A 26,441-nucleotide genomic window follows, 5' to 3' on the forward strand; every position below is an offset into this window, starting at 1 on the left:
GGTAGAATAGAAGCCGAAGAAGCAGCTTTATTCCCGTTTCAGCAGTCCGAAATTTGGCTTTACCTGACCTCTGTTAGTTGGGTAAATGGTAGCGCGCAGCTTCATTAAATCGGTTTCCGGTTGAAAGGTGGAGAATATAGAAGGGTAAACGCCTGTGGTATCTGACTTTTTAACCTCCGGATAGTAAGCTCAGTTTGGCAGAGGAAAGGCCTGGGTATTGCAGATTGATACACAATTGGAGAGCCTGCAATTACTTCGCCAGGAGGCGTAAGCCCGGTCAGTATTCCGTTGAGAGTAGCTTTGTTCGTTTTACTGAATTGACTATCCGTTTTCAATGAACCGTCCTAAACTCAGCACCGCGTTGCAATGGCTGCTACTGCTGGCCGTCGTAGTGGTGCTGACGACCGATTTGCGCACGCCCGTGCTGGGTCGGCTGCAGCAGGTGTTGCTGGCCACGGGACTGTGGCGGCCGACTTTACCTAACACTCCGACTGGCCCGCCAACCCCGCTTACAGCGGGCGGCTATCCGCACGCGCTTATCCTGCGTGGCCTCGATGGCAGCACCCTGAACCTGCAGGAGCTGCGCGGCAAAGCAGTGCTGGTGAACCTCTGGGCCAGCTGGTGCCCGCCCTGCGTGGCCGAAATGCCCGGTTTGCAGCGTCTGTACGAGCAGGTGGATAAGCGCAAAGTGGCTTTCGTACTGATTTCTCTGGACGAAAATCCCGCCAAAGCCCAGCGCCTGGTGCAGCGCCGGGGCTACACCATGCCCGTGTACTTCCCCACGGCCCCGCTGCCCGCCCCCTTCGATACCGAGTCCATACCGACCACCGTGCTACTGGGCCCCGACGGGCGAGTAGCTGCCCGCCACGAAGGCATGGCCGACTACGACACCCCGGCGTTCAAGGCCGCCCTGGAAAAACTGGCTGGCTCCGGTCGGCCGTAGCCAGGCTGGCTGCGTACTGCGGATATGCAGAGCCGGCTTGGAGTCGGCTCACTATGTCCTTTTCAGTATGCCCGCATCGTCTTCCATTGCCTTTATCGGCCTGCACTACTGGGCCGGCTCCGGCCGCGCCTTTAACGCCGTAGCCCACCTCCTGGCCCCCGATTACCCGTTTCGGGCTCCTGACTTGCCGGGCTTTGGTGGCGCAGCGCCATCCGAGGTGAGTAGCTACACTGTAGATGCCTACGCCGACGCAGTAGCGGCATTCATTATTGGGCAAAAGTTGAAGCGGTACGTGCTGGTGGGGCACAGTATGGGTGGGAAAATAGCACTGGATCTGGCGGCCCGGCAGCCTGCCGGTCTGGCGGGCGTTGCCCTGCTGAGCCCGTCCCCACCCACGCCCGAGCCCATGACCGACGAGGACCGCACAAGCAGCGTGAAAGCCTACGGTAAGCCCGCCGAAGCTGAAAAAACCTTCCGCACCATCACCGCCCGGCCTTTGCCCAAGGCAATGCACCAGCAAATTGTGCAGGACAACCTGCGCAGCTCCCGCCCGGCCTGGGAGGCTTGGCTGCTGCACGGTAGCCGCGAAAACCTCAGCGCCCGGATGTGTGACGTGCAGGTACCCTGCCTGATTCTGGCCGGCGACCAGGACGCCATCATGTCGCCCTCGGTGCATGGGCTGGAAACCCTGCCGCTGCTGCCCGAGGGTACCCCGCTGGAAATCATCAGCGGCGCGGGCCACTTGCTGCCCTACGAGGCCCCGGAGGAAGTAGCGGCCTTGCTGCGCCGGTTCGCGGAGCGGCTGGAAACGGCTTAGAAACAACTGACACGGCCCATTAGTCGGCCTGATCAGCGTATTGGGAAGCGCGGCAAACCCCCGAACTTGCGGGCTGACTTCTCTGCCCTCTATGAAAGCCTGGCTCTTCCCGACGTTTGTTTCCGTAGTTCTTTCCCTCACCACCTGCCGTACTGCGAAGGTGGGAGAGGGCTACGACGCCTACCCCACCTACGAAGGTCCCGACCTCGGCCTGACGTTCCAGCAGGGCCAGGCCCGCCTGCGGGTGTGGGCGCCTACGGCCGAGAAGCTCCAGCTAAAACTGTACGCCAAAGGTACCGGCGGCAGCCCGGCGGCGGAGTACGCCATGCAGAAATCCGTGGGCGGAACCTGGGTGTACACGTTGCCCGACCAGCCGGCCGGCCGGTTTTACGTGGTGCAGGCCACCATCAAAGGCCAGACGATGGCCGAAGTGCCCGACCCCTACGTGCACGCCGTGGGCCTGAACGGGCAGCGCGGGGCTCTGCTCGACCCCGCCACAGCCAGCCCGGCCGGCTGGGAAGAGGACGCACGGCCCGAGCTAAAGCAGCCTACCGACGTGGTTATCGGGGAGCTGCACGTGCGCGACCTGTCCATGCACCCGCAGTCGGGCGTGCAGCAGAAGGGCAAGTACCTGGGCCTTACGGAAGCCGGCACGCGCGGGCCCGGCGGCGTCAAAACCGGCCTCGACCACCTCGCGGAGCTGGGTATCACCCATCTGCACCTGCTACCCACCAACGACTTCTCCTCGGTGGATGAAAGCCGGCTGGCCGATAATCAGTACAACTGGGGTTACGACCCGCTGCACTACTCCGCCCCCGAAGGCTCCTCCGCCACCGACCCCGCCGACCCCGCCAGTCGCATTCGGGAGCTGAAGCAGGTGGTGCAAACCCTGCATCGCCGGGGCCTGCGGCTGGTGCTGGATGTGGTGTACAACCATACCACGGCCGTTGGGCGCACCTCCTTCGAGCAGCTGGTGCCCGGCTACTACTACCGCCACCGCCCCGATGGCACCCTGTCCGACGCGGCGGCCTGCGGCAACGAAATTGCCTCCGAGCGGCCCATGGTGCGCAAGCTCATCGTGGAATCGGTGGCGTACTGGGCCCGGGAGTTTCACGCCGATGGGTTCCGGTTTGATTTGATGGGCGTGCTGGATCTGCGCACCATGCGGGCCGTGCGCGTGGCCCTGGACCAGCAGGACCACAGCATTTTTGTGTACGGGGAAGGCTGGACCGCCGGCAGCAGCCCGTTGCCCGAGGCTGAGCGGGCCCTGAAAGCCAACGTGCTGAAACTGGACCGCGTGGCCGCTTTTTCGGATGAGCTGCGCGACGGAGTGAAGGGCCACTTTGCCCGGCAGACGGAGCCGGGGTTTGCCAGCGGCCGGCCGGGGCTGGAGGAAAGCGTGAAGTTCGGCATTGTGGCCGCCACCCAGCACCCGCAGCTGGATTACACCAAAGTAAACTACTCCAAAGCGCCCTGGGCAGCCTCCCCCGCTCAAACCATCAACTACGTGGCCTGCCACGATGATATGGTACTCTGGGACAAGCTGGCCGCCTCCAACCCCGGCGCATCGGAGGAGGAGCGGCTGCGGATGGATTTGCTCAGCAATACCATCGTCTTCACCTCCCAGGGCGTACCCTTCCTGCCCATCGGCGACGAGTTTCTGCGTACCAAGTTCGGCTCACACAATTCCTACAACCAGCCCGACAGCATCAACCAGATTGACTGGAACCGGAAGGTGCAGTACGGCCGTGTATTTGCGTTCTACCGCCAGCTCATTGCCTTGCGAAAAGCGCACCCCGCCTTCCGGCTGCCCACCCAGGAGCTGATTCAGCAGCATTTGGAGTTTCTGCCCAACCTGCCCGCTACCACCATCGGCTACCGCCTGAAAAACCACGCCGGCGGCGACGAGTGGAACACCATTGTGGTCCTGTTCAACGGCAACCGCCAGCCGGCCCGCCTGCCTGTACCGGCCGGCCGGTACACGGTGGTGTTGAGCGGCTCCGAAATCAACCAGAAAGGTCTCCGTCCGCTGGACGTAGCCGCTGAGGCTACCGTGGAAGTGCCCGCTTCGTCGACACTTATTCTGGTGCAGTAGCAGGAAGTGAGTGACCTGTCATCCTGATCAAAAGCGAAGGACCTTAGTATGTTGAAACGACAGACGTAACAACGTACTAAGGTCCTTCGCTTTTACTCAGGATGACAGGTGATCAGCTCAGCAATTCACCTTCACAAATTCACCGCTTAATCCAACGACCGGTCCCGGAACAGCACGAAACCGATGTGGGCGAATACGCCGAATTGATGGTCCTTCTCATCGTAGTGGATGAACTGCAGAGCGGCCGGCCCGACGGGTGTCTGGTACTGGAAACCCGTCATCAGGGTGAGGTAAGGACGGGTAATCAGGTTGCCGCGTTTGGCCAGTAGCGGGTTGTCTTCACGCCGCTCCCAGGGCCGCACCAGCGTGTGCACGTAGCCCTCAGTACGCCACTCCAATGAACCCACCACGGCTTTCACGTAGCGCAGACCGGCGGCGGCATAGGCTGTGCCCCGGTAGCGGTCCAGGAAAATGGTGCGCGAATCAGGCAGCGGCAGGAAGGTGGAGGAGTTGGTGAGCGAGGAGCGGTACGTGGAGAAGCTGCCCTGCGTGCTGGCTACCAGGTCCACCATAAAGCCCCAGGCGTTGGTGCGCGCGCCCACCGTATCCACTTTATTCAGGTTAAAGTATTGTTCTGTGAATAGGTTGGCTTTCAGCCACTGGTGGTTGCGGCTGCGCGCCGTTAAGTCGTTGGCCGTGGAACCGGGCTCGTACTTTTCACGGCCCGTTACGGCCCGGAAGCTCAGCTCAACGCGGCGGCCGGCCGTGGGGTATTGGCGGCGGTTGAGGGAGTTACGCTCGAACCGTACGGAGGCCGTGGCCCCTTGAAAGCGACTCAGGTCCAGCTTGTCATCGGAGTTGATCTGGTCGGTGTTGGCGAAGTTATCCCGGTTGGTGAACAGGCCCCCGCTCAGCACGTAGCGGCTGCGGTAGTTGGGGCTGATGCCCACCTGCAGAAACGTCTTCAGGTCGCGCTGCTGAATCTGGATGTTCTGGGCGGCTTTGCCCGTACCCAGCAGCCCGCCGGTATCCTGGTAGTTGAAGTTGTTGAAGAGGATGGTCGGCTCGAAATACACCGGCACGTTGCCCGGAATGCTGATCCGGAAGGAGCCCCGCGCCCCGTTGTAAAACCGCCCGATGGTGGCATCGGCCTTGATGGTGTACAGGTAGCGGTTGAGGTAACGGTAGCTGGCCCCCAGGTAAAAGTTGCTCATGGAGCGGGTGGTCAGCAGTACGCCCAGGTCGGTGGAGAGGTTGGAGTTCTGACGGGCATCCACGTTCAGGGTGTAGCCCTGCTTCTCCCGGTCGTAGCGGATGCGGGGGTACACGTTGTTGAAGAAGTCGTTGTTCACCAGGCGGTAGTAGCCTTCTTCAATATCGGCCGGAGAGTAAGTAGAGCCGGTGCGCTGAAAAAAGCGCCGCACAAACGTCTGCTGCACCTCTGGAATGCCCTGCACGTTCACCTGCTTAAACTCCGGGCGTGGGGCCCGATCCTGGAAAGCCCGGCGGCGGGCCTGCAAAGCCAGCGTATCCTCGCGCCGGGCAATGCGCTGCTGAATCAGGGGCAGCTTCTCCATGGCCGCCTGGGTGCCCAGCGTCACCAGCTGCTTCACCTTGTTGAAGTCAGCCGCTGTAATATCGCCCAGCTTGGGCTGAATGAAGATGCCGTTGCGGCCCACGGAAGTGGTATCGGCCACGTTGGAGCCCAGAAATAGCAGCGTGCTGGTCAGCAGGGCATCGTCCCGCTCCTTGGGGTATTTGTTGAAGGCCACATCGCCCACGTTCACCCCAATAATCACGTCGGGCTTGAACTCCTGCCGCATCACGCCGGTAGGGAAATTGTCGACCACCGCCCCGTCGAACAGGTAGCGGCCATCGGCCTGGCGGATGGGGCGGAAGGCCAGCGGGAAAGCCATGGAGTTGCGCACGGCATCGGAAAGGGAGCCACTGCGTTGCACCACCTTCTCGCGGGTGAATACTTCCGAGGCCACAGCCCGGTAGGGCACCAGCAGGTTATCGAAGTTGTAGTTGGCAATGGCACCGGCCGGAGCCAGCATGGTAGCCAGCACGTAGTTCAGCGTCACGTCGTCCACCAGCTTGGGCGTTACGCGCACTTTCAGGGTCGAGTCGAGGGCCAGGCGCAGGTGCAGGGCCGCCGGGCTGGGGTCGGTATCGTAGTAGTTGAACACCTTGCCCTCTAGGGGCCGCCCCGATACCCAGGTCTGGAAAGCGGGGTCCATAATAATCTCCTCAATTTCCCGGGGCGAGTAGCCGGCCGCGTACATGCCGCCCACAATGGCACCCATGCTGGTGCCCACAATGTAGTCGATGGGAATCCGGTTTTCTTCCAGCACCTTCAGCACGCCCACGTGGGCCAGGCCTTTGGCACCGCCTCCGCTGAGTACCAGGCCTACTTTTTGGGCCTGGGCAGTAAAGGAAGCAAGTAGCCACGCGCAGAGAAAAACGGCAACGCAAGTAGAGTTACGCATAGAAGCAGGAGGGAGTATAGCGGGGAAATGTCCCGAGGGAGGGGCGCGTTTCCTACGCATATAGCGCAGCGGAGTTGTCGGGTTTTCGACCTAGTGGCTTCTCGACCCATCCAACGGGGGCATCTGCCCCGCGAGTAGGGTAAGCTCCACGGTAAACTCCTGTTCCTGCTGGTGGAATTGCAGCCTGGCGCCGTGCAGCTCCGCAATGCGGCCACTAAGCCATAGTCCCAGCCCCGCCCCGTCGCTGAGCACCTCGGCGCGGTAGTAAGGAGCCGTCAGATGGTCGAGGTCCGGCAGCGGATTCAGTAGCGGATTTCGGATGGTGAGCACATACGCGCCGGGTGCCTGAGACAGCGAGGCATGCACGGCGGCTCCGGCCGGGGCATGCCGCAGCGCATTTTCCAGCAGGTTCAGCACCACCGTCAGTAGCTTGTCCGCATCAGCCGAAACGGTGTAGCTGGGCGCGGCTTCATCAATGAGCAGGTGTAGCGGCCTGCGGGCCGCGCGGAAGCGGGGCAGCAGTCGGTCGGAGGCCAGCAGCAGCAGCTCATCCAGCGCCACCGGGGCCAGATGCAGCGGCAGCGCCTGAGCCTGCAGGCGGCTCACCAGCAGAAAATCATCCACCAGCCGGCTCAGGCGGCGCAGCTCCTCCAGGTGGCCCTGCAGCTCCTGGGCCAGCGGTGCTGCTACATCCGGGCGGGCCAGGGCCACGCTCAGACCGGTACGCATGGTGGCCAGCGGGGTGCGCAGCTCGTGGGCGGCGGCGGCCAGAAAGTTGTCCTGCAGCTGTCCGCCTTCCCGCAGCCGGTGCAGCATCTGGTTAAGGGTGCGCGCCAGTTCCTGCACTTCGTCGCCGGTGTCAGGCTCCGGCAGCAGCGCAATACCCGGAGCCGATTGAATCTGGCGGGCCTGAGCCGTAATGCGCCGCAACGGCCGCAACGCCAGCCTGCTCACGGCTCCCGCCAGCAATGCGGCCAGCACCAGACTGCCGCCGGCCGCTACCGCCAGCCCTTGCCAAACCTGCTGTAGCTGTCGGCGCAGAGGCGCAGCCGGGTGGGCCAGCCATACTTCCACCGCGTCGGCTGGGAGCAGGTTAGCGGCTTTGCTGGCCCGGGCCACGCGCCAGCCGGCCGCACCGGTGCCTGGCCACCGGGCCGAGCGAAATAGTTCCTGGGGAGCATAGCCGGGTGCGCGGTACACCACCCGCAGCTGCTCGCCGGTCTGGTCGGGCAGCGGAATAGTGGGCGTGCCGGGGCCGGCCTCCGTACGCAGCAGCAGCAGCTCGGCCCGGCTTTGCAGGCGGGCGTCATCGGCGCGGGTGAGCAACCGGCGCAGCTGCCGGTACTGGTAGCCGCCGGCCAGCAGCGTAGTCAGCAGCACCACGGCTCCGAAAGCCAGCAGCAAATGCGCGCGTAGGGACATAGCAGAGGAATGGGGACGTAAACGTAAGCCGGCAGCTTATCAACCTCGCAGCCGGTAGCCGTGGCCGATGACGGTTTCCAGCAGGGGCGGCTGGTCGGGAAAGGCGCGGTCCAGCTTGCGGCGCAGTTGGGAAATATGCACTTCAATTACGTTGGAGCCCATGTCGTACTCTACTTCCCACACTTTTTCAGCAATGCGGGTTTTGGGTACCACCCGGCCCGCGTGGCGCAGCAGCAGTTCCAGCAAGGCAAACTCGCGGTTGGTCAGGCTGATGGGGATACCTGCGCGCGTTACGGCCCGGTGCAGCGGGTCCAGCTCCAGGTCCAGCAGCCGGAGCGGAGCGGCCCCCGCAGGTGCTGCCCGTACCCGCTCCAGGGCCCGCAGGCGGGCCAGCAGCTCATCCAGCTCAAACGGCTTGCGCAAATAATCCTGGGCACCGGCATCCAGTCCGCTGATTACGTGGCGGGTATCCGACAACGCACTCAGAATGATGACCGGTACCTGCGGCTCTGCCCCGAACTGCCGGAGGTTGCGGAGCACATCAAGGCCATTCTGCCCGGGCAGCATCATATCCAGCAGCACCACATCGTGCGCCGCCAGGGCCGCCAGCTCCAGGCCGGTCGGGCCGTCGGCGGCTACATCTACCACGTGGCCGTGCTGCACCAGGCCCTGGCGGATAAACTCGGCCAGCCGGCTTTCATCTTCAATCAGCAGAACGCGCATACAAAAGAGCAGGAATAGAGAGCCACATTTCCTGTGGGTGTACTGGGGCCGGCGACGAATGGTTGGTGCGAAGGGGGGAGCAGCAAAAGACCGTCATGTTGCCATAAGAGCAGCATGACGGTCTTTCGGAAGGCCCACAGCGGCTAGTTTACCAGGAAACGAGTGCCGTTGATGGTGAGGGTTTGGGTGCGGAGGCGGCGCAGGGCATCGGCTGCTACCACGCCCTCCGCCTGGGGCATGGACAGGGCCGTAGCCTGAATGCTGGCCCCTACCTTCAGCTTGTCGGCCAGCTGCTCGCCTACGTGGGGCGGCACCAGCAGCAGTGTATTGTCTGATAACACCATGCCCCGGAGCTGGCCGCGCGCATCGGTCCGCAGCTGCGTGATGGTGCCGCTTACGGTAGTGGCCGTGGCCGCGGCAGCCGTGGCTTCCGGCCGAACCGGCGGCGTCAGCTGCAATGCAGCGGCTCCTTCGCCCACGCTCACCAGCTCTAGGCGCGGTGCGGAGGCTGAGGCAGTGGCCGAAGCGGATGCGGGCGGCGGGAAACCCGGACCAGCCACGGCTTCAAACTTCACCGTCTGGCCTGGTTTGGTGGCGGCCATCAGGGCTTTGGCCATGTGCGGTGGGAAGTGAACCTGGGTAGCAGTGCCATTGATGTTGGTCAGGAACCCATCGTACAGGCCCTCCGGATTGGTGGCGTAGCTGGTGAGCGTTCCGGAATAGGTTTTCACCTCGCGCAGTGCCTGCGGCCGCCCCAGAGGGCCACCGGGGCGGTGTGGCCCCCGGCCGGCATGCGGGCCGCCAGGGCCACCGGGGCCTTCCGGACCGGCGGGTGCTCCGGGCAGAGGGAGGGGCGCGCCATCGGGTACCGGAGCAGCGGCACCAGTGGCCGAAGCCGCCCGCTTGGTTTTTACTTTGGTTTTAGTGGCTTTGTCGGGGTTGGTGGTTTGCTGGGCGTGAGCCGTGTGGAGCATAGCGGCCAGCAGCAACAGCGGCAGAAGTTTATGAGCAGTGTGCATCGGAGAAAAGCGGTAAGCCGTGGGCTCGTTCCCAGCGGACGATACAAAGGTTTGGAGCCCAGGTAAAGTCGGCCTGAAGCTGACATTAATTTTTCTTCAGCTTCGTATTAAGAGCGAGCTTGAGGATTTACGAAGTCGCCTTTCCCGTCGTACTGAGCCCTGCGATGCATCTCCACCGCTTCGTCAGGACGTTTTTCAACGAAGCGGTAGAGATGCTTCGCGGGGCTCAGCATGACGTTCTATTTTAAATTCCCCAACACGCTCTAAGAGCTGCAAAAGAAGGTGAAAAGAGCGTCTTCAGCCTCGCTCCGCGCCGGCTTCCGTTACTCTTCGTGGCCGGCTACCACTTTCACGGGGGCCTGCTCGGCTTGTTTGGCCTCCAGGGCCAGGCGTTGCTGCTCTTTCTCCGAAGGGGTGCGCGGTAGCATGTCCAGGTCGGGCTGGCCGGCATCTACCCAGGCCGTGTACCAGAACGCGCCCACCAGCCGCAGAGCCAGCCGCATCTGCCGTTCTACCTGCCCGTTCAGGCGCTGGTGGTACTCGCGGGCGAAGTCGCGAGAGTAGGTGCGCACCGTGAGGTTGCCGCGCTGCTCAAAGCCGTATTTGCGGTCCGCGGGTATCTTCTGGCTCAACTCCCGCTCAAACCGCAGCACCGAGTCCACGGCCGCATTGGAGCGCGCCACTGTGGCCCAGATAACATCCGTGGGCTTATCCAGGTACGGAGCCGGACCGGTAAAGAAGTCGTAGCCATTGCTCAGCAGCTCCGGCAGGCGGCTTTCCCAGAGGCCGTGAATACCGCGCTGCCCGGTCAGCTGCCCGTTGTAGTTGTGGGTAGTGTGCAGGGGCACGCAGGCATCGGCCACGTAATGGCCCATATCGGCGGAAAGGTGCAGAATCCGGTCGGCATCGTGGGCCTGGAAAGCGGCCGTGAGCTGGCCCTTCATGCGCGCCACCTGCCAGGGCACAATGCCGTGCCGCAGCAACGAATCCTCACCCAGCAGGGCCACGGCATCGGCGTAGGAGCGGGGCAGTTTGGTCAGGGCCGAGTCGCCGTACACGTCCACGTCCAGGAAATGGCGGGGCGCCTCACCGGGTACCACGGTGCGGCGCGAGTCGGGCCGGGTGGCGTTGTCGGTGAGGTAGTCAATGTTGGCCTTGTAGAAGCGAATCATTTCGGGCGGCAGCGTGTACACCGCCAGCCGGTTGATGAGCCGGTGTCCGAAAAAGCCCCAGGCCTGGGCTGAGGAGGCAAGCAGCAGCAGGAAACCAAATAGTGGTAAAATACGAGGCATAGACATCTGGAATACATTGGGATAGAACGAGGAAGATACACGGAGTTCCTGAACCCGCCAACTACTGGCCTCTGCCCGGCGCTACTCCCGCTCCCGCACCAGCCGGTACAGTGCTTCGCGGTAGGTTTCGCCCACCGGAATGGCCTGCTCGCCGATGTACACCGTGTTGCCATCCACCATACTGATCTTGTCTACGGCTACCAGAAACGACTTGTGCACCCGCAGAAACGGGGGCTGCGGCAACTGTGCGGCCAGTTCCTTGAGCGTCTGGTAGGTGATAAGGCGCTGGCCCGCCACGAAGAGCGTCACGTAGTTGCCCAGCGCCTCGGCGTAGAGAATATCGGCGTGACTGACGCGCAGAAACTTGTTTTTGCTTTCGCCCTTCACGAACAGGTAGCCATTGGCCGCCGGAACCGAAGCCGCTGGTGCCGCAGCCGCGGGCAGCGGCGGGGGCGCAACGGGCGGGGCGGGGGCCAGCAGGGCCTGGGCTTTCTGCACGGCCCGCAGAAACCGGTCGAAGGCAATGGGCTTGAGCAGGTAATCCACCACGTCGTGCTCGTAGCCTTCCAGGGCGTATTCGGGATAGGCGGTGGTGAGGATGACTTTGCACCGGTTGCCGCAGAGCTTCAGAAACTGCAGGCCCGTCAGCTCGGGCATTTGAATGTCGAGAAACACGAGGTCGGCGCGGCCCGCCTGCACCCACTGCAGCGCCTCAATGGGGTTGGTGGTGGTGCCGGCCAGCTCCAGGCCCGGAATTTTCTGGATGTAGGCGGCCAGCAGCCGGCTGGCGTAGGCTTCGTCATCAACGGCAATACAGCGGAGCATAGCGGCGGGCAGCAGGAAGTGGACGCCGCAATATAGCCGCCAGAACAACTCTGCGCCCTCTGCGGGCACCGCAGTCAGGACTTCACCCCAACTCCAGCTCCAGCAGCGTGCGGTGCGTGGTGCCGTCGGAGTGCACCTGCAGGCGGTGGCGGCCGGGATACAGCAGTTCCAGCCGCCGCCGGATATTGGCCAGCCCGATGCCCGTCGTGTGGTCTTTCTGGTGCTGATTGATGTGGTTGTGCACCTCAAACTGCAGCTGCCGGGACGTGGGCAGGCGCAGACTGATGCGCACCGGGCACTCGGGCCGGCCCGTGACGCCGTGCTTGAGGGCATTTTCCACAAACGGAATCAGCAGCAGCGCCGCAATGCGCTGCTCATCAACGGCCCCCTGCACGTCCAGCTCCACAAAAAACCGGTCCTCGAACCGCAGCCGGTGCAGCGCCAGGTAGTTGTGCAGGTAGGTTACTTCGTGCTGCAGGCTGGCCGTGCCGTCGGGGCTTTCCGTGAGCATGTAGCGCATCAGGTCGGAGAGGCGCAGCACCGCGTCGGCTAGCGGCTCCGACACCAAGTAGGCTTCGGCGTAGAGGTAGTTGAGCGTGTTGTAGAGGAAGTGCGGGTTGATCTGGGTTTTGAGGAAGGCCAGCTCGGCCCGGGTTTTCTCCTGCTGCAGCTGCTGGTGCTCCCGCTCCCGCCGAAACGCGTTTTCCAGCCCCCACACGGCCGCGCTCAGCACGATATAGGAGGTGCCCCAATACAAATTGTCGAGGGCGTAGCGGCTGAGTGTAGTATCGGGCGAGTAGTTGCTGATGCCCACGGTGGCGGGCAGCAATATTTCTTCCAGCAGGTAGCGCAGCACAATGAAGGCGCCCATCATGCCGGCCACACCCAGCAGCAGCTGTGGCAGCCGGCCGCGCCGCAGGTAGCGCGGAAACACCCACAGGTAGCCCAGGTAGAACTGCACGCACTTCACCAGCAGCAGGGTGTAGGTGAGGATGGCAAACGAGCGTTTCGCGTGGTCGAGGTAGAGGCCCAAGCCGATGTAGCCGGCCCACAGCCCCCAGCCCAGCACATGCAGCCCGATGAGTTGGCGTTTCGTCATGCCCTAAAAGTAGCAGGAGCCGCCCGGCGGGCGCAGTTTATTATGTGAACCCGCCGGTTTGGCTTGTGAACCGGACGGCTGGGTTCCGGGCGGGCAGATGGGGAGTTGGCAACTGGTTTTGGGTGGTTGAGATAATAAAGTTTCGGCCGGCGGGCGGGGCCTGCACCTTTGACTCAGTTCTGCCACCTCACCTACTTTCCTCTTTCGTTATGCTGCTTTCCACGCTCCGCCACCTGCTGTTCTGCCTGTTGCTGGTACTTCCCCTGGCCGCCCATTCCCAATCTGCCGCGCCGCTCGAAGTGGTGATGGTGGCTTCTTCGCACGTCAACACCGGCCCCGCTGCCAGCTACCGGCCCGTCATCGAGAAGCTGAAAGCCTACAAGCCCGACATGATTTTCGGCGAGTATATCTCGGCCACGGAGCTGCAGCAGCTGCCCGCCGACAACTACGCCTCCCGCATGTTCCGGCCCCGCCAGCAGTTTGTGCAGCAGCGCAGCCCCAAAGCCCGGCCCCTCACGGCGCGCCAGATGGAAAAAGCCCGGCAGGCGCTGGCCGGCTTCCCCTACTACCATAAAACCCGCATGGAGCTGGCCCGCAGCTACGTGCTCGGCTCCGACCGCGCCAATGCTGAGTACCAACTCTACCTGCTCAACCAGGAAATGAAGCCCCGCTTCGGCGCGCAGGAGCTGGCCTACTTCAACACCGTATTCGGCGGCTCCGACTCCCTAAAACAGCGCCGCTTGGTGCGCTCTACCAGCGAGTACCACAAGATCTTTTTCCCGCTGGCCTACGAGCTGCAGCACCCCCAGATATATCCCATGGACTGCCAGCTTTACGATGTGGCCTGGAGTACGGCCTGGGGGCAGGCTGCGGAGCGCGTAGCAGCCCTGGAAGCCCGCTTCAAGCTTGATTCCACCTCGGCCGAAGCCACCACCTGGCGCCGCATGAACGCCGCCGGCACCACCTACGCCAACTACGGCCCCACCACCAACGAGCCGTTGGCTGTCTACCAGTCCCTCAACGTCCCCGCCTATGCTCAGGTAGATGAACCCGCCAACTTCTACGGCGGCGTGGCCCTCTACGGTGCGCCCGGCTTCCCAACGGAAGAAGTGAAGGCCATGAAAGCCCAATGGATGCTGCGTAACCAGGGCATGTGCGCCAACGTGGTGCGCCTGGCCCGCCAGCAGGGCGCCCGCCGGGTGGTGGTAGCCGTCGGGGCCTCCCACGGCCAGGTGATGACCGAGCTGCTCCGCGCCACGCCCGGCGTGACGGTAGTCAGCTTCAACGACCTGCCGTAGCGCAACCAGACTATCCGAGTGAATAATTTGGGGTGAGTAGGGTACGTGAACTGTTGTAGTGAATATAAAAAGGCCTGCCGCAGTGCACACTGTGGCAGGCCTTTGGCGTTGTTATGGAGTGCGTCTGGCCTCCTATCGGCGGCCCTGGCCGGCGAACTTCATCCGGTAGTCGGCCGATACGTCGCCTTTGCTGATGCGGGCCAGCTTGCCCTTCAGCAGCTGCTTCTTCAGGCCCGATACGTAGTCCGTAAACAGCACGCCCTCTAGGTGGTCGTACTCGTGCTGAATTACGCGGGCCGTCATGCCCGAGAAGGTTTCCTCGTGCTGCTGGCGGTTTTCGTCTTCGTAGCGCAGCACAATGGTAGCGTGGCGCACCACTTTCTCGCGCACGCCCGGAATGCTCAGGCAGCCTTCCTCAAAAGCCCATTCTTCGCCGGTTTCACTTACCATCTGCGGGTTGATGAAGGCGCGCTTCACCGGTCCGGCCGTGGGTTCTTCCACAATGGGGTTGCCATCTTCATCCTCATCCATCATGGGCTCGGAGTCAATGACAAACAGCCGAATGCTTTTGCCTACCTGCGGGGCGGCCAGGCCCACGCCGTGCGCGTGGTACATGGTGTCGTACATGTCGGCAATAATCTGCTTGAGTTCTGCGGCCGGGAAATCGGCCGGAATAAGTTTGGCCTTGGCTTTCAGCACTGGGTCGCCGAAGGCAACAATGGGGTAAATCATCGGGATTCGAGGTAGGATTGCAGAATGATGGTGGCGGCCACCTTATCTACGGTGGCTTTGTCGCGGCGGTCCTTTTTGCCGAGCCCCCCGGCCAGCATGGCGGCGTGGGCCATGCGGGAGGTAAACCGCTCGTCAATCTCGTGCACGGGCACCGCCGGAAACTCCTTGCGCAGCTTGCGCACCACGCCCACTACGGCACTGGTAGAGTCGGTGGCCTCGTTGTTGAGGTTTTTGGGCATGCCGATGACGAGGGCCGCCAGCGGCTCGCGCTGGTGGTAGGCCTTCAGGTAAGTCAGCAGATCCTGACTGTGAATGGTGTCCAGCGGAGTGGCAATCAGCTGGAGCGGATCCGTAACGGCCAGCCCCACCCGCTTATGGCCGTAGTCGATGGCAAGAATTCGGCCCATCACAAAAAAGAAAAGTAACGCCAGAAGGCAACGGCTCCGGTACTTGCCCGAAGCTGCTCACAAAGATACGATGCCCCTGCAGAAAGGTGGCATATCGAGTACTCATCCCCACCGGTCGGCACCGGGCGCCCTATCTCATTCACCGGCAAAAATCAGCGGTTAAACGAAGTGCGCCAGTCTTTCTAAAATGATAAAATAATATTTGTATTCGATTCACAATCAGAATGTTTGTAGTAGCATTTGGTGAAGGTGTTGTTTTGTGTTATTGACTCCAATAAATAAAAAATTGCACTGTTATTTGAAAATGCTGATGCCTCCATATGGTGCCGCGGTTTCTTGGAAAAGTTTCAATAGTTTTGAAGACCTGTCAGTACTGTGCATTTCTGATTATCGGCTGAACAACTACTCTCTCAACGCGTTATGACCTCCGAGCCCCACGACTCGCCGCAGTCCGCGTCGAAGCCGAACCCGCGAAATTTCCGGCGGCAGGTACGGCAGCCATTGCTGCTGGGGCTGGCCCTGCTGGCCGGGGTGCTGCTGGGTGCTAACCCCTTCCGCCCCTCCGATCAGAACCCCGACCTCACGGCCCGCGGCTACCTAAAGTTCAAGGAAATCCTCAGCTACGTGGACCGGGATTACGTGGACTCGGTAAACGCCGAGGAGCTGTCGGATTACGCCATCAGCCGCATGCTGGAGCGCCTCGATCCGCACTCGGTGTTTATACCGGCCAAGCAGCAGCAGCAAGCCTCTTCCTTCCTGCAAAGTGACTACGACGGCATTGGCGTCGAGTTCAACCTGTTCCGCGACACGGTAACGGTAGTAGCTCCGCTTAGCGAAGGCCCCGCCGAGCAGGCCGGCCTGCAGCCCGGTGACCGGATTCTGGCCGTGAACGGGCAGCGGGTTTCGGGCGTGCACATGACCACGGAGCAGATGTTCGGCAAGCTGCGTGGCCCCCGGGGCTCCAACGTGGTGCTGCAGCTGGTGCGCCGCGGTTTGCCGCGCCCCATCAACGTGCAGGTAACGCGCAACCGCATCCCCAACTCTTCGGTGGACGTAGCCTATATGGTAGACAACCAGACCGGCTACATTAAGGTAAGCCGCTTCGCCAGCGGTACCTACGATGAGTTCAAGGCCGCCCTCGGCGACCTGCGCCGCCAGGGCCTCACCCGCCTCGTGCTGGATTTGCGCGGCAACCCCGGCGGCTACCTCGACCGGGCCACCAAAATGGCCGATGAGTTCATTGGGGGCACCAAGAAGATTGTGTACACCGATGGCAAAGGCGACCAGTACGATACGCAAACCTTCTCCCGGGTGGCCGGCGAGTTTGAGGAAGGCTCATTGGTGGTGATGGTGGACGAAGGCAGCGCCTCGGCCGCCGAAGTGCTGGCCGGCGCGTTGCAGGACCACGACCGGGCCGTGCTGGTGGGCCGCCGCACCTTCGGCAAGGGCCTGGTCCAGCAGCCCATTGCCCTCAACGACGGCTCGGAACTGCGCCTGACCATTGCCCGCTACTACACGCCTTCGGGCCGCAGCATCCAGAAATCATACCGTGGCGGGCTGGGCGAGTACGAGAAGGACCTGCAGAACCGCCTGCGCCACGGCGAGCTGTTCCACGCCGACAGCATTCACTTCGCCGATTCGCTGAAGTACCGCACGGCCCACGGCCGCACCGTGTACGGCGGCGGCGGCATCATGCCCGATTTGTTTGTGCCCCGCGACACCTCGGCTACGTCGGCTTACTACACGCGGCTGCAGAGCAACAACCTCATCCGGGAGTACGCCGTGGCCTACTATCAGGAGCACAAGGACGAGCTGGAGGCCCTGCGCTTCGAGCAGTACAACCAGACGTTCCGCGTGAGCGAAACGCAGCTGCAGCAGCTGGCTGCCCGCGCGGCCCACAACGGCATCCCGCAGGACGCCGCCGGCCTGCGCCGCAGCACGCCCCTGCTGCGCACCCAGCTCAAAGCCCTCATTGCCCGCAGCGCCTACGGTAAATCGGCCTACTTTCAGATCCTGAACCAGGATGATGTGGAGATGCAGCAGGCCCTGAAAGCCGTGCAGGAGCCCAATAACCCCGTGATGCTGGGGCTGCTGGAGAAGTAGCCGGGCGGCGTGCTGGATGGTGGCAACGGAAAATGGTGAACTGTCATGCTGAGCTTGCCGAAGCATCTCTACCTCTGACTAACTGAATCATACAACGAAGCGGTAGAGATGCTTCGGCAAGCTCAGCATGACGTTCCAGGTTCGTAACAGACGCAAAAGGCCCGCAATGCACTGCGGGCCTTTTGCCTAAGGATGGCTTTTCCTACTTCACATCCTGAAACCGGAACGTCTGCTGAATGCCCGTCAGCGGTTTGCCATCAGCCTCGGCGTAGGGGTAGATGAAGTAGTTGAGCGGGGCGCTTTTCTGACGCGGCGTGAGCACCAAATCCCGGCCCCGGGTGAACTCCAGACGGTTTTCGTCGTGGGCCCCGAAGAAGTAGTTGCGGCGGGTGGGGTTTTTGGCGGCTTCGGAGGCATCAACGGGTACCCAGCCCGTGGTGGGCGTGTAGAACTCAGCCCAGCAGTGGTAGCCCTTGATTTCGCCCTGCCCCCGCTCAGGCGGCAGCGGAAAGCCGATGCTGAAGCGCGCCGGAATGCCCACGGCCCGGCAGTAGCCAATGAACACGGCGTGGAAATCGGTGCAGTTGCCGCGGCGGGCGTCGCAGGCGTAGTAAATGTCGCCCCGGCCCCAGCCCTGGCCGGTTTTGTCGTACGTCACGGTGCTGACCACATGCTCATAGATGGCGCGGGCTTTCTCGAGGTCGGTTTTGGCCTGGGCTTTTGTTACAACTTCCTGGGCCCACTGTTTGATTTTATCGTCGAGCGGCACGAGGCGGTCGGGCTGGAGCCAGCGGGCCATGTCGGGGTCAGCAGCTTCGGTGCGGCGGGCTTTTTTGGGCGCGGCGCTGGTCAGGTAGGGGTTGAGGCGCTCCTGGCGGGTGGCTTCCAGCTGCATTTCTACCCGCAAGTTGGCGGCCTGTGCGGCGGCTACTTTCAGGTGTAGCAGCTGGTTACCATACTGGCCGGTGCGCACGGTGTAGGGCACGGTGGTTTTCACCGTCAGGCCGCTGACCTGCTGGTAAGCATCGGGGTGGGGCACCGGCAGCCACAGCTCCACCGAGTCGGTGCCGGCGGGCAGGGGCGGTACGGTGGCTGCGTACGTGAAGGTGAACGTGCGGCTGCGGGGCGCGGGCGCGGCCGGAGTATCGGGGGTAAAGAACGAGAGCAGAGGGAGCAGAAAGGAGAGCATAGCAGCAGAAGAAAGGGGGCCGGGCAACGGGAGAAGCCGAAAGGCGCCGGAAAAGTTGCCGGGGCCGCCGTTGCGTAAAAGTACGGTCATCCACCTTAGGCTTACTGGGTGGACGGGCACCGTGAGGTCAGCGGCAAATCCTGTACCTTCACTGCCCGGCATTCTTTGCTTGTTTCCCACCCGCAATTTTCCACCCGTATGCCCTTCTATCAACGCTTAGGCCAGATTCCGCGCAAGCGCCATACCCAGTTCCGCCAGCCCGACGGCTCCCTCTACCACGAGCAGCTGGTGGGCACGCTGGGCTTCCACGGCGTCTCGTCGCTGCTCTATCATAAGCACGCACCCACCGAAATCAGGAAGGTGGGGGAGCCCCGGCCCTTCGCCCCCAAGCTGCTGAAAGACCGGCCACTGGAGCCGGCCCACCTGCGCACCCTGGCCCAGACCAGCACCGGCGGCGACTATCTGCAGGCCCGGCAGACGCTGCTCGGCAACGCCGACGTGACCATGAGCATCTGCAACCCTACGGAGCAGCGCATGGATTACTACTACAAGAACGCGCTGGCCGATGAGGTGATTTTCGTGCACGAAGGCCGGGGTAAGCTGTGGAGCCAGCTGGGCAAGCTGGCCTTCGAGCCCGGCGACTACGTGGTGATTCCGCGCACCATCATTCACCAGCTGCACTTCGAGGAAGGCCCGGTGCGTTTGCTCATCATCGAGTCGTTCAGCCCCGTGGAGACCTGCCGCCGCTACCGCAACCACTTCGGGCAGCTGCTGGAGCACGCGCCCTACTGTGAGCGGGACTTCCGGGGCCCGTCGGAGCTGGTAGAGGATGACGTGCGCGAGTCGGGCGAGTACGAGGTGCGGGTGAAGAAGGACGGGCTGCTGCACACGCTGGTGTACGGCCACTCGCCCTTTGATGTGGTGGGCTGGGACGGCTACTTCTACCCCTACGCCACCAGCATCCACGATTTCGAGCCCATTACCGGCCGCATCCACCAGCCGCCACCCGTGCACCAGCAGTTCGAGGGGAATAACTTCGTTATCTGCTCCTTCGTGCCGCGTCTGTTCGATTATCACCCGCTGGCCATTCCGGCACCTTACAACCACTCCAACGTCGATTCCGACGAGGTTCTGTACTACGTGGCGGGCAACTTCATGTCGCGCAAGGGCGTGGATCTGGCCTCGTTTACCTGGCATCCCAGTGGCATCCCGCACGGCCCGCACCCCGGCACCGTGGAAGCCAGCATTGGCAAGAAGGAAACCCACGAGCTGGCCGTGATGCTCGACACGTTCCGGCCGCTCTACCTCACCGAAGCCGCTTTGCCCTACGTGGACCCGCGCTACCCCATGAGCTGGCAGCCCGGCTTCGTGCCCGATCCGCCCCGCGCGGCGGATATGATGGATTAGCCGAAACGGCAGTTCGGCACTGAACACGATAACCGGAACCGGGACGTTAGGCAGCTGGCGTCCCGGTTTTGGCTTGGTCGAGTTGTTGGTAAAGTTCGTGTGGCACAATTCGTGTTCTGGCGGCTCAGGCAAACCGGCGCAAACCGACGCTTCGTATCTTCGGTCAAATTGCAAAACCCATGAAAAAAATCCTGTTTCTGGCCCCCGTACTGGTGGTGTTGGCTTTTTTGAGCAGCTGCGACAAACTGGACAAGCTGCTGACGTTTTATATCGAGGATTCGCAGTCGGTGAAGATTGCCAGCAACTTTCCCATTGGGCAGGTGCTGCCGCTCACGCCCATTACCGTTCCGACCCGCTCCGATGAGAAGTTCAAAAACGAGAATACCAGCGCCAATCTGGTGAAGGACGTGAAGCTGGACCGCCTCACGCTCACCGTGACGGACCCCAGCACCGAAAACTTCGACTTCCTGCAGAGCATCAGCCTCTACATCAGCACCGACAACAACGACCGTATTCTGCTGGCCTCCAAGGACAACATCCCCACGGGCGTAAACACCATCCAGCTCACTCCCACAACGGAGAAGCTGGATAAGTACATAAAAGCCAGCAGCTACACCCTGTCCACGGAAGCCCTCATCCGCAAGCCCATCAGCCGCGACATCACCATCCGTACGGATTCCCGCTTCAAAGTAACCGCTGACCCGCTGTAGAGCCTATGTGGTAGTAAGAGTTGAGAGCTGCCCAGTTCTTTCCTGGTCGCTTAGCTCCATAACGAAAAGCCCCTGATGCCTGGTTTTGGCGTCAGGGGCTTTTCGTTGGGAATAAACGGTGTGTACCACTACGTCTTACAGCGTGCTACTCGTCGGGTGCATGCTGTTATAATAGGTTACCAGTTTCAACACATCATTTACATCGCTGTAGGCGAGGTGGTTAGTAGTGGCGTAAGCTGCTAGTTCGGTCCGAGCATCCTTTTCAAATAGCTTCAAAACGGTTTGCTTGGTGAGGGCCAGCTCATACACGGCTTCCTTGGCTGGAGTACCGGCAAACAGGCGGGTGATGCGGCGGTATTCTTCCGGCTTGCTTTCTACATTGTAAGCGGCAACATACTCGGCTGGCTGAATGTAAAACTCATGCAGGATAAGCAACTGTATGTTACCGGATGCCAATACCTCAAAAAAGGACCGCTGTTGAACATGCGCTTCGTTGTAATATGGTTTAGCGGCAAACTGATGGCTGGCGCGGTCAGGGCCACTGATGCTAAAGCCAGGTAGCACATCGGGGGTAAGCGCCCGAAAGCCGTTGGGCTGGCTGGTATCCTGAATTTCCAGTTGCTGCAGTACTACATTGTACCGCATGGTTTGCACGGCCGCCGCAGGAGATGCAGCCGGGGCAGAAACGGTGCCGGTTGCCCAGCCACCCGTGAAGTACAGCAGTTGGGGCGCAATAGTAAGCTTCTCCAGACCCGACCGGTTAGTTGGATTTGTCCGGTCAATTTCACGCTGCAGTCGGTTCAGCTGAATCAGAGGATTCTGACTACCAGCTCCACTGCCGCCCGACATAGCCGCGCCGGCCGATTGACTACAGGCTACGTGTGTTCCGAAAAACAGGAATGTGGCCGTTGCGGCAGTATATTTTAGTATTCTATAGAAAGGAAATATGGTGTGCATGTAGCAAATAATGAAGCTAAAAAGGACGTTTGCTCCCGTTAAGCGACTGGTGCTTTAAAGAGCACCTCAAAGTTATCGATTCCGGCCGTATTGCTCGTGCGAGCTTACCCAGTCGGAACTGCTGATGGCGGAACCTAGGCTCAACTCGCCGGCCAGCACCACGCCGGCTACTATTTCGGCGAACTTGTTGACGGTGCCGCGACCCACGCAGCCCAGCAGCCGCAGAAACTCGTTCTGGGTGGCTAGGCCGGTGCCGCCGCCATGGGTGGCCACAATCAGGCTGGGAATCGTCATACTGATGTACAGGTCGCCTTCGGGGGTGATTTCGGAGTAAAGTACCCCGGCCGAGGATTCCGATACGTTGGCCACATCCTGGCCGGTGGCAATGAACATGGCCGTGATGCCGTTGGCCGAGTGCGCGCCGTTGTTGTTGGCCCCCGAGATAAACGCGCCCACATTGCTCACCTGCCCGTGGTAGGCCAGCTGCTCGGGCGTTACGCGCATGCGCTGCTGCAGAATGTCGCGCTTGATGACGGCCTCGGCCACCACCCGCTTGCCGCGGGTACGCATCACGTTGATCTGCGAAGCCTTTTTATCGGTGGCGAAGTTGCTTTCAAGGTAGAAGTGGCGGATGGGTGCGCCTTTGTAGTTTTCCAGAATCCAGGAGCAGGCCGCAAACGTGGCCCGGCCCACCATATTCTGACCGGCCGCGTCGCCGGTGCTGAAGTTGAAGCGCAGGTAGGCGAACTTGTTGGCCAGGTAGGTATCAATGTACTGGAGCTTGGCCACGCGGGAGGTGCTTTCGGCCTCGGGCCGAATCTTGTCGATTTCCTCCTCCACCCACTTGCCAAAATCCCGGGCCCCGCGGGCGTCGTCGAACACGAATACCGGGGCCCGCTGCATGGCGTCGCCGATAACGGTACACTTCACGCCCCCGCAGAGGTTCAGCAGTTGAATACCGCGGTTGTAGCTGGCTACCAGCGTGCCTTCGGTGGTGGCCAGCGGAATTAGGAAGTCGCCCTGGGCGTGCTCCCCGTTCACGCGCAGCGGCCCGGCCAGCCCCACCGGAATCTGGGCTACGCCGGTAAAATGCTCGCAGTTGCCCTGCAGGTCGTGAGCATCAAAGGAATACTGCTTGAGGTGCTGGAACTGCTGGCCCGAAAACTCCTCGGCAAACCGCTGCCGCGCCCGGATGGCCTCGTCGGAGTAATCATCTTTCTCGGAGCGGGGAATCTTGTGGCCCTGCGCCGGCAGATTGGCAATGGAATCTTCCACCTCCACTGTCAAATCTCCGAATGGGTCGGCCGAGAACTGTACCTGTACGGTATGCAGGCCCTCCGGCAGGTGTTCCGTAGCCAAATGAAACGTGGCCGACTGCCCCACCGGCAGCGTGAAGCCGGCGGCATCGGCGTTGAAGGTGGTGGCGGGACGCACGTCTCCTTCGCCCAGGTCGAGGGCAATTTCTTCCACGCCGATGCGCTTGCCATCCAGTACCACGGCCTCCACGCGGGTAATGCGCACGGTGTCGAGGCGGTTTTTGATGCTGAAAGCCACGCCCTCGGGCGTATTGTGTAGGCTGCCGCGGGTATACAGCAGCTTAAGCAGCATGGGGCTGGGCGTGAAAATCATAAGGCGGGAGAGGTTGGGTTAGGATTCTACGGGAGCGGAAAATAGAAAGGTTTTGGATAGCTCAACGGGTATTGGTCTTAAAAGATGAAGCACAGCGTTTCAATTGCCATCGGCCAGAGGGAGCAACGGCTGGAAATGCAATCGGCAGAGAATACGCAACGGCAACAGCCCGTCCGCTTTGTCGTCCCGGCGAGAACCGCCCGCTCATCAGACGCACCAGCCGTACGGCTTCCGCGTCCAGGGCCGGATGCAGTGTTTTAATAACCTGCGGCTGTTGGACGTGCCCTATCGTATCAATTACAAACTCCACGAATACTTTCCCCGCCGGATAGCCAGTCAGAGCGTGACCAAACTTATTATTCTGATATAAAAAGCAGAACAGATTATCGTAGCCGCCTTCAAATACAGGCATTTGCTCTATATGTCCTCCCCAACGCATTGGCCGGTAAATAACTTCTGTACGTTGAGCTGTATCTGGTACAACGTGAGCTGCTTGGGCAGTGGCGGTATGGTGGCTGAGCGTCCAGAGAAACGCAGTCAGCGGTAATAGCAGTAGCCTATTCATCTTCTGTGAGGCTAAAGGTTATAGGCAAAGTGTAACGCACATCCACCGCTCGGCCTTGTTGGTTTCCTGGGTTCCAGGCCGGCATCAGCTTAATGACTCGCAGCACTTCCTGGTCCAGCAGTGGTTCCAGGCCTTTCACAATGCTGGCGTTTTTTACCCGGCCATCAGCAGCCACGGTAAACGTGACGAAAACTTTTCCTTCTGAGGTGGCGCCTTCGGGGTAATGCAGATTCTCTTTTAAAAAGGACAGCACGCCTTTCCGCCCGCCTTTGAACTCCGGCATTTGTTCCACTACTATTCCTACAAAAGGCAGTGATGCAGTGTGCTCAATAGCAGACGGTGGTTATAGCCCCAATGCAGCGGCTGTAACATCAGCAAGAGGCTCAAATAGCTCGTTTTGCCCGGGCTTAAAACACAGCAAAGCTTGTCCCACCGCCTCCCGCGCCGACAGCCCCAGCCCGCACACCAGCAGCAACGCCACCAGAAACTTCCGCAGCCGGGGCCGCAGCGCCACGCGGCGCGGCAAGGGGGCAGGCTGTTCCGGTGCCAGTTGCTCCGCTTGGAAACGCCCGCATACCCGGCCATCGGGAGAGGTGCGGAAAGCGGCTTCCAGCTTCGGTTGGGTGGCCTGGGTGAAGTCGAGGACGGTGCGCTGGCACTGCGCGCAGTGGCGGCCCTGGGCGGTAGGCGTCATCTGCTGCCAGTCTTCGGGGCAGGCGCTAAGGCGGACGTTGAGGATGGGTAACGGCAGCATAACGGACGGATAGAGTAGCGGATATTTCTGCAACGATGTAGCTGCACGTATTCGCGCCTCTACTACCTGAAATATACCGCTTTTAGGCCGCGCCGCTTACTGTTCGTCGGTCCAGAACTCGTGGCCGGTGCTGTCGAGGTAGCCGGAGCGGCCGTCGGGGGTTTGTACCCGGGCTACATCCTGCAGGAAGGGCTCCGCTTGCAGGTAGCGGACTTCGGTGAGGTGGTTGCCCTCGGCATCGAGGTAGCCGAACAGGCCGTTTTGCTGCACCACGGGGTACACCAGATTGCCGGTGAGGCGGATGGCATCGTACTGCAGGGGCTGCACCAGCTTACCTTTGGCGTTGAGCACGCCCCATTTGCCGGCCTGGCGCACGAATAGCAGCCCGTTGTAGTTGTCCCGGATTTCATCGTAAATGGCCGGGACGGAAGCTGTGCCCACCGTGAAGCGGAAGCCTACTTTACCGTCTTTGCGCACCACGTCCCCCTGCTCCAGGGGTTCTTCTTCGGGCTCGGCGGGGGCCGGCTCGGTGAGGCGGTGGCCGCTGGGGCCGATGTCGAATGTTTCGCCGTTCAACTCCACGGTGGCCCGGCCCTGGCGGAAGTTGCCGGCGCGGGTGTACTGCACGGGCGTTACGGGGTTGCCGCCCCCATCAATGTAACCGTACAGCTGGCCCTGCCGCACCCAGGCAATTTCCTCCTGAAACGGGCCGGCCTCATCAAACCGGGCGGGCAGCACCAAGCGGCGGCTACGGTCGGCGTAGCCCCAGCGGGTGCCCTGGCGGAACGGTACCAGGCGGGTAGGAGCAGTTTGGGCTTGTGCCACGGAAGCCGCGCCGGCCAGCAGCAGCAGCAGCTGAAGCAGAAGTCGTTTCATGCGGAACGGTGGTTGGGAAGCGGCGGCTATACCTGCCAAGATACGCACAACGGCGCAAACCAAATGCGGCCCGGCCGGTTGATTCACTCGTTCTTCACCGGCCGGCCCCCAACTTGCGGCCGGTAATCCATCTGGTTGGCCGCACTTCCTCAAAAACGACGGGCAGCCCGCCGGACCTACTATCTTTGCCGCTGCCTGAATGGGCGTGTTTTCTAACCGCCTCTGCTTATGTCATCACAACCACACTATCCGCGCTTTACTCTGGGCGAAAGCCTCACTTCGGAGCAGCTGGACTTTTTTCGCCAGCACGGCTTTCTCCATTTTCGGGCGTTTATCTCCCCTGATACCGTGCAGAGCCTGCTGCGGGCCTCCGAGCAGGTGCAGCAGCAGTGGCTCGCCGACGACGTGAAAAAGGTGAACGGCGTGCCCATCAAATACGGTAAGGATGTAGATGGCTCGCCCATCGTGCAGCGCTTCGCCTTTGCCTCCCACCACAGCCCCGTGCTGCACGAGTTTCTGCAGGATCCGCGTTTTCGGGCGTTGTTTCCGCTGCTGGAAGCGCCCGGCGGCCGGGTGGGCGAGAATGAGAAGGATGGCCTCGTCATCAACCACTACGTGAACGTGCCGGGCTCGGAGTTCTCGCAGATGGGCTGGCACACCGACTCCTTGCGGGACGTGTTCTACGGCAAGAAAATCGGGCCGATGCTGAACGTGGGCGTGCACCTCGATGGCACGCCCGCCACCAACGGCGGCCTGCGCCTGATACCCGGCACCCACCGCCAGGGCCTGCGCGACATTCTTTTCCGCAAGAAATACTACAAAGACGTAGGCCCCGACGAGCACGAAGTAGCCGTGGAAACCGAGCCCGGCGACCTGACCGTCCATGACGGCCGCATGTGGCACCGCGTGGCCCAGTCGCCGCTGGTGGGGGAGGCCTCGCGCCGCCGGGTGATGTACGTGCCCATTATTGCCGGCAAGTACGAGCCCAAGCACGAAAACAGCCCCACGCCGTTCTATCTGCGGTTCTTACACCTGGTTAAATAGTGCTTAGATATTAGGGCTTAGTGCTTAGGTTGTTCAGCGCTGCCTA

At 61.6% G+C, this 26,441-nt stretch carries 24 protein-coding genes; 8 read left to right on the plus strand and 16 right to left on the minus strand.

Features of this window, described 5'->3' with window-relative positions:
• The first annotated feature begins 334 nt into the window (after positions 1–334).
• From EI291_RS00325 to pulA, 3 genes are all read left to right on the plus strand, one after another.
• Complete coding sequence (locus tag EI291_RS00325) at positions 335–943, plus strand: TlpA family protein disulfide reductase (RefSeq protein ID WP_125417281.1); 609 nt, start codon at positions 335–337, stop codon at positions 941–943.
• Between the two features lie 67 nt (positions 944–1,010).
• Positions 1,011–1,760: an alpha/beta fold hydrolase gene (locus EI291_RS00330; protein WP_125417282.1), complete on the plus strand. Its 750-nt coding sequence runs from the start codon at positions 1,011–1,013 to the stop codon at positions 1,758–1,760.
• 91 nt (positions 1,761–1,851) lie between these two features.
• On the plus strand, positions 1,852–3,855 hold the full coding sequence (gene pulA / locus EI291_RS00335) for a type I pullulanase (protein ID WP_125417283.1): 2,004 nt from the start codon (positions 1,852–1,854) through the stop codon (positions 3,853–3,855).
• Positions 3,856–4,001: 146 nt separating this feature from the next.
• On the opposite strand, the gene EI291_RS00340 is transcribed toward pulA, so the two are convergent.
• The 7 genes from EI291_RS00340 to EI291_RS00370 all read right to left on the minus strand — a co-directional run bounded on the left by EI291_RS00340 (position 4,002) and on the right by EI291_RS00370 (position 12,724).
• The gene (locus tag EI291_RS00340; RefSeq protein ID WP_170172439.1) at positions 4,002–6,344 is read right to left on the minus strand and encodes a patatin-like phospholipase family protein; all 2,343 of its coding nucleotides are present in this window, start codon (positions 6,342–6,344) and stop codon (positions 4,002–4,004) included.
• A 90-nt stretch (positions 6,345–6,434) separates the two neighbouring features.
• A complete protein-coding gene (locus EI291_RS00345; protein ID WP_125417285.1) occupies positions 6,435–7,766 on the minus strand; it encodes a HAMP domain-containing sensor histidine kinase in 1,332 nt (443 codons plus the stop codon).
• Between the two features lie 39 nt (positions 7,767–7,805).
• Positions 7,806–8,489 carry a response regulator transcription factor gene (locus tag EI291_RS00350; RefSeq protein WP_125417286.1) on the minus strand — a complete coding sequence of 228 codons (684 nt, stop codon included), beginning with the start codon at positions 8,487–8,489 and terminating at the stop codon, positions 7,806–7,808.
• A 143-nt stretch (positions 8,490–8,632) separates the two neighbouring features.
• The gene (locus EI291_RS22665) at positions 8,633–9,508 is read right to left on the minus strand and encodes a hypothetical protein (RefSeq protein WP_170172440.1); all 876 of its coding nucleotides are present in this window, start codon (positions 9,506–9,508) and stop codon (positions 8,633–8,635) included.
• Positions 9,509–9,831: 323 nt separating this feature from the next.
• A complete protein-coding gene (locus EI291_RS00360) occupies positions 9,832–10,800 on the minus strand; it encodes a zinc dependent phospholipase C family protein (RefSeq protein ID WP_125417287.1) in 969 nt (322 codons plus the stop codon).
• An 81-nt stretch (positions 10,801–10,881) separates the two neighbouring features.
• Positions 10,882–11,625, minus strand: coding sequence for a LytR/AlgR family response regulator transcription factor (locus tag EI291_RS00365; protein ID WP_125417288.1), 744 nt, complete (start codon positions 11,623–11,625; stop codon positions 10,882–10,884).
• An 82-nt stretch (positions 11,626–11,707) separates the two neighbouring features.
• A complete protein-coding gene (locus tag EI291_RS00370; RefSeq protein WP_125417289.1) occupies positions 11,708–12,724 on the minus strand; it encodes a sensor histidine kinase in 1,017 nt (338 codons plus the stop codon).
• Positions 12,725–12,933: 209 nt separating this feature from the next.
• Between EI291_RS00370 and EI291_RS00375 the strand changes: the two genes are divergently transcribed.
• Complete coding sequence (locus EI291_RS00375; protein WP_125417290.1) at positions 12,934–14,022, plus strand: DUF5694 domain-containing protein; 1,089 nt, start codon at positions 12,934–12,936, stop codon at positions 14,020–14,022.
• Positions 14,023–14,154: 132 nt separating this feature from the next.
• Here the strand turns inward: EI291_RS00375 and def are convergent, their stop codons facing one another.
• Together def and ruvX are read right to left on the minus strand one after the other, a co-directional pair.
• The gene (gene def / locus EI291_RS00380; RefSeq protein WP_125417291.1) at positions 14,155–14,754 is read right to left on the minus strand and encodes a peptide deformylase; all 600 of its coding nucleotides are present in this window, start codon (positions 14,752–14,754) and stop codon (positions 14,155–14,157) included.
• Positions 14,751–15,161, minus strand: a complete 411-nt coding sequence (gene ruvX, locus EI291_RS00385) for a Holliday junction resolvase RuvX (RefSeq protein WP_125417292.1) — start codon at positions 15,159–15,161, stop codon at positions 14,751–14,753. The genes def and ruvX overlap by 4 nt, the downstream gene beginning before the upstream one ends.
• A 420-nt stretch (positions 15,162–15,581) precedes the next feature.
• Here ruvX and EI291_RS00390 point away from each other — a divergent pair, with 420 nt between their 5' ends.
• Positions 15,582–17,264, plus strand: a complete 1,683-nt coding sequence (locus EI291_RS00390; protein ID WP_125417293.1) for a S41 family peptidase — start codon at positions 15,582–15,584, stop codon at positions 17,262–17,264.
• 202 nt (positions 17,265–17,466) lie between these two features.
• Here EI291_RS00390 and EI291_RS00395 read toward each other — a convergent pair whose 3' ends face one another.
• A complete protein-coding gene (locus EI291_RS00395) occupies positions 17,467–18,453 on the minus strand; it encodes a transglutaminase-like domain-containing protein (RefSeq protein WP_125417294.1) in 987 nt (328 codons plus the stop codon).
• A 198-nt stretch (positions 18,454–18,651) separates the two neighbouring features.
• On the opposite strand from EI291_RS00395, the gene EI291_RS00400 reads away from it, so the two are divergent.
• A complete protein-coding gene (locus EI291_RS00400; RefSeq protein ID WP_125417295.1) occupies positions 18,652–19,860 on the plus strand; it encodes a homogentisate 1,2-dioxygenase in 1,209 nt (402 codons plus the stop codon).
• 179 nt (positions 19,861–20,039) lie between these two features.
• Positions 20,040–20,570, plus strand: coding sequence for a hypothetical protein (locus EI291_RS00405; protein WP_125417296.1), 531 nt, complete (start codon positions 20,040–20,042; stop codon positions 20,568–20,570).
• Positions 20,571–20,705: 135 nt separating this feature from the next.
• On the opposite strand, the gene EI291_RS00410 is transcribed toward EI291_RS00405, so the two are convergent.
• The 6 genes from EI291_RS00410 to EI291_RS00435 form a co-directional block, all read right to left on the minus strand.
• Positions 20,706–21,527, minus strand: coding sequence for a hypothetical protein (locus EI291_RS00410; protein ID WP_125417297.1), 822 nt, complete (start codon positions 21,525–21,527; stop codon positions 20,706–20,708).
• 72 nt (positions 21,528–21,599) lie between these two features.
• The gene (locus tag EI291_RS00415) at positions 21,600–23,156 is read right to left on the minus strand and encodes a hydroxymethylglutaryl-CoA reductase (protein WP_205701548.1); all 1,557 of its coding nucleotides are present in this window, start codon (positions 23,154–23,156) and stop codon (positions 21,600–21,602) included.
• A 61-nt stretch (positions 23,157–23,217) separates the two neighbouring features.
• A complete protein-coding gene (locus EI291_RS00420) occupies positions 23,218–23,721 on the minus strand; it encodes an energy transducer TonB (protein WP_125417298.1) in 504 nt (167 codons plus the stop codon).
• Positions 23,714–24,004, minus strand: a complete 291-nt coding sequence (locus EI291_RS00425; RefSeq protein ID WP_240635353.1) for an energy transducer TonB — start codon at positions 24,002–24,004, stop codon at positions 23,714–23,716. The genes EI291_RS00420 and EI291_RS00425 overlap by 8 nt, the downstream gene beginning before the upstream one ends.
• A 60-nt stretch (positions 24,005–24,064) precedes the next feature.
• Positions 24,065–24,475, minus strand: coding sequence for a hypothetical protein (locus EI291_RS00430; RefSeq protein ID WP_125417300.1), 411 nt, complete (start codon positions 24,473–24,475; stop codon positions 24,065–24,067).
• Between the two features lie 96 nt (positions 24,476–24,571).
• Complete coding sequence (locus tag EI291_RS00435; RefSeq protein WP_125417301.1) at positions 24,572–25,351, minus strand: WG repeat-containing protein; 780 nt, start codon at positions 25,349–25,351, stop codon at positions 24,572–24,574.
• 228 nt (positions 25,352–25,579) lie between these two features.
• On the opposite strand from EI291_RS00435, the gene EI291_RS00440 reads away from it, so the two are divergent.
• A complete protein-coding gene (locus tag EI291_RS00440; protein WP_125417302.1) occupies positions 25,580–26,395 on the plus strand; it encodes a phytanoyl-CoA dioxygenase family protein in 816 nt (271 codons plus the stop codon).
• Positions 26,396–26,441: the final 46 nt, after the last annotated feature.

This window comes from Hymenobacter rigui (assembly GCF_003944715.1).
Classification (GTDB): Bacteria; Bacteroidota; Bacteroidia; order Cytophagales; family Hymenobacteraceae; genus Hymenobacter; species Hymenobacter rigui.

Coding starts and splice junctions, on each gene's coding strand:
- EI291_RS00325 (WP_125417281.1), top strand. CDS start 335: ATGAACCGTCCTAAACTCAGCACCGCGTTGCAATGGCTGCTACTGCTG.
- EI291_RS00330 (WP_125417282.1), top strand. CDS start 1,011: ATGCCCGCATCGTCTTCCATTGCCTTTATCGGCCTGCACTACTGGGCC.
- pulA (WP_125417283.1), top strand. CDS start 1,852: ATGAAAGCCTGGCTCTTCCCGACGTTTGTTTCCGTAGTTCTTTCCCTC.
- EI291_RS00340 (WP_170172439.1), bottom strand. CDS start 6,344: ATGCGTAACTCTACTTGCGTTGCCGTTTTTCTCTGCGCGTGGCTACTT.
- EI291_RS00345 (WP_125417285.1), bottom strand. CDS start 7,766: ATGTCCCTACGCGCGCATTTGCTGCTGGCTTTCGGAGCCGTGGTGCTG.
- EI291_RS00350 (WP_125417286.1), bottom strand. CDS start 8,489: ATGCGCGTTCTGCTGATTGAAGATGAAAGCCGGCTGGCCGAGTTTATC.
- EI291_RS22665 (WP_170172440.1), bottom strand. CDS start 9,508: ATGCACACTGCTCATAAACTTCTGCCGCTGTTGCTGCTGGCCGCTATG.
- EI291_RS00360 (WP_125417287.1), bottom strand. CDS start 10,800: ATGCCTCGTATTTTACCACTATTTGGTTTCCTGCTGCTGCTTGCCTCC.
- EI291_RS00365 (WP_125417288.1), bottom strand. CDS start 11,625: ATGCTCCGCTGTATTGCCGTTGATGACGAAGCCTACGCCAGCCGGCTG.
- EI291_RS00370 (WP_125417289.1), bottom strand. CDS start 12,724: ATGACGAAACGCCAACTCATCGGGCTGCATGTGCTGGGCTGGGGGCTG.
- EI291_RS00375 (WP_125417290.1), top strand. CDS start 12,934: ATGCTGCTTTCCACGCTCCGCCACCTGCTGTTCTGCCTGTTGCTGGTA.
- def (WP_125417291.1), bottom strand. CDS start 14,754: ATGATTTACCCCATTGTTGCCTTCGGCGACCCAGTGCTGAAAGCCAAG.
- ruvX (WP_125417292.1), bottom strand. CDS start 15,161: ATGGGCCGAATTCTTGCCATCGACTACGGCCATAAGCGGGTGGGGCTG.
- EI291_RS00390 (WP_125417293.1), top strand. CDS start 15,582: ATGACCTCCGAGCCCCACGACTCGCCGCAGTCCGCGTCGAAGCCGAAC.
- EI291_RS00395 (WP_125417294.1), bottom strand. CDS start 18,453: ATGCTCTCCTTTCTGCTCCCTCTGCTCTCGTTCTTTACCCCCGATACT.
- EI291_RS00400 (WP_125417295.1), top strand. CDS start 18,652: ATGCCCTTCTATCAACGCTTAGGCCAGATTCCGCGCAAGCGCCATACC.
- EI291_RS00405 (WP_125417296.1), top strand. CDS start 20,040: ATGAAAAAAATCCTGTTTCTGGCCCCCGTACTGGTGGTGTTGGCTTTT.
- EI291_RS00410 (WP_125417297.1), bottom strand. CDS start 21,527: ATGCACACCATATTTCCTTTCTATAGAATACTAAAATATACTGCCGCA.
- EI291_RS00415 (WP_205701548.1), bottom strand. CDS start 23,156: ATGATTTTCACGCCCAGCCCCATGCTGCTTAAGCTGCTGTATACCCGC.
- EI291_RS00420 (WP_125417298.1), bottom strand. CDS start 23,721: ATGAATAGGCTACTGCTATTACCGCTGACTGCGTTTCTCTGGACGCTC.
- EI291_RS00425 (WP_240635353.1), bottom strand. CDS start 24,004: ATGCCGGAGTTCAAAGGCGGGCGGAAAGGCGTGCTGTCCTTTTTAAAA.
- EI291_RS00430 (WP_125417300.1), bottom strand. CDS start 24,475: ATGCTGCCGTTACCCATCCTCAACGTCCGCCTTAGCGCCTGCCCCGAA.
- EI291_RS00435 (WP_125417301.1), bottom strand. CDS start 25,351: ATGAAACGACTTCTGCTTCAGCTGCTGCTGCTGCTGGCCGGCGCGGCT.
- EI291_RS00440 (WP_125417302.1), top strand. CDS start 25,580: ATGTCATCACAACCACACTATCCGCGCTTTACTCTGGGCGAAAGCCTC.